This window comes from Cryobacterium sp. MLB-32 (genome assembly GCF_000738085.1).
Taxonomy (GTDB): Bacteria; Actinomycetota; Actinomycetes; order Actinomycetales; family Microbacteriaceae; genus Cryobacterium.
On sequence record NZ_JPRS01000325.1, the window covers coordinates 1 to 1,657 of the forward strand.

2 protein-coding genes and 2 pseudogenes are annotated in these 1,657 nt (G+C 63.4%); all 4 read left to right on the top strand.

Annotation, left to right across the window (positions count from 1 at the left end; translation table 11 throughout):
- Positions 1–181 (top strand): annotated as a pseudogene (locus tag JF66_RS25440) (DUF2461 family protein); the annotation flags it as partial.
- 239 nt (positions 182–420) lie between these two features.
- The gene (locus JF66_RS21945) at positions 421–999 is read left to right on the top strand and encodes a TetR/AcrR family transcriptional regulator (protein WP_051973738.1); all 579 of its coding nucleotides are present in this window, start codon (positions 421–423) and stop codon (positions 997–999) included.
- Between the two features lie 133 nt (positions 1,000–1,132).
- Positions 1,133–1,522: a LexA family transcriptional regulator gene (locus JF66_RS18180; RefSeq protein ID WP_035880227.1), complete on the top strand. Its 390-nt coding sequence runs from the start codon at positions 1,133–1,135 to the stop codon at positions 1,520–1,522.
- Positions 1,515–1,657: pseudogene (locus JF66_RS22500) on the top strand (DNA polymerase V subunit UmuC); the annotation flags it as partial. The gene JF66_RS18180 and the pseudogene JF66_RS22500, both read left to right, overlap by 8 nt.

The following is a 1,657-nucleotide window of genomic DNA, read 5'->3' on the forward strand; positions in this document are numbered from 1 at the left end:
CGAGAACAACGCCACGGAGTGGTTCGAGGGAAACCGGGGTGCCGACAACGACGTCCTCTCCAACCTCACCGATGTTTCCCACGCCTTAATTACCGGGTTTGAGAAGGAGAATGCAGGTTTCGCTGCTGCGAATGCCGATCCACGGCGCACGATCTCGCGCATCCACCGGGATATGCGTTTCGCAAAACCCGGCAAGCCTCGATTCAAATCTGAATTCTTTCTGATGCGCACGCGTGAAGGAACCCGAGTCGATGACCGATGTCGTCGAGACGTTCAGCACGGTCCGTCCGCTGGTGGACCACCTGAACGAGGCAGCCTGGTGACCGCATGGTCGATCCGATACCGTGGCCGACGATGACATTTCCTCCCCAACCTGACCCGCCACGGCGTGGTCGACCTCGCGCCGATCAGGCGGGAGAGGTGGAACAGCGCATCCTCGACGCCGCAACCACCCTCATCCTCACCCAGGGATACGCGAAGACCACCGTCGATCAGGTCGCCGCCGCTGCACGGACAGGAAAGACGACCCTGTACGGGCGGTTCCCGACCAAGCCGGATCTGTTCGCCGCTGTCATCCGCCGCTCCACCGCGGAGTTCGCCCGCGCGGTCACGGTGGGGGAATCTGAGGGGTCAGCTGAGGAGCGTCTGGTGAAAGCCGGTCTCGAGCTGGCCGACGTGACCCTGACCCGGTTCTGTATCGACCTGATGCTCGTCACCGCGGCCGAGTCCGACGCGTTCCCGGAGCTAGCGGTCGAGGTCGGCCACGTCGGGTTCAGTCAATGCGCCGCGGCGATCGCCGTCTGCCTAGCCGAGATCACGACGTTAGGCACCCTCGAGGCGGCAACGCCGCTGGGAGAGCGGTTCGTTCAGATGGCCCTGCACCCGTTGTATCTGCGCGCCTTCTACGGCGAGGACCTCGCCGGCCTCCGCGAGCAGGCCCGCATCGACGTCGCTCTGGTCGCCCACATGTTCTTCGCCTCCCTCGTCACCGCCCGCTGACCCGCCGTGTCATCACGATGAGTCGGCCGTCTGACCACCACCTTCACCCGCTTCACCCGCTTCAGCGAAAGGACACCTTGTGCACACCATCGTTGTTTCGACGCGGTCCGTTGCCGCAGACCCGGACACCCCCCTGGTGTTCGCCCAGTTCGCTCCGGAATCCGTCCATGCCGGATTTCCCTCGCCCGCCACGGGCTACTACAACGGTCCTGTCGATTTGAACCGTCACTTGATGACGGACCCGACGGCGACGTTCATCGTCCGGGTCAGCGGCGACAGCATGATCGGCGCCGGCATCTGGGACGGTGACGAGATCATCGTCGACCGGTCCCTGAATGCCCGTGACGGTAGCGTCGTCGTCGCCGTAGTCGACACCGAGCTCACCGTCAAACGCCTCCGCCTTGATCCCGACGGCTCCGTGCGTTTGGTCCCGGAGAATTCGGCGTACCCGGAGATCGTGCTGGAGGAGATGAGCGAGCTGGTCATCTGGGGAGTTGTTACGAGGTGCTTGCACCGTGTCTAAGGCCTCGTCTCTTGCGCTCGTCGACGCGAACAACTTTTACGTCTCTTGTGAGAGGATCTTCAATCCCGCACTCGAGGGCAAACCCGTGGTGGTGCTATCGAACAATGACGGGTGCGTCATCGCTCGTTCCGCCGA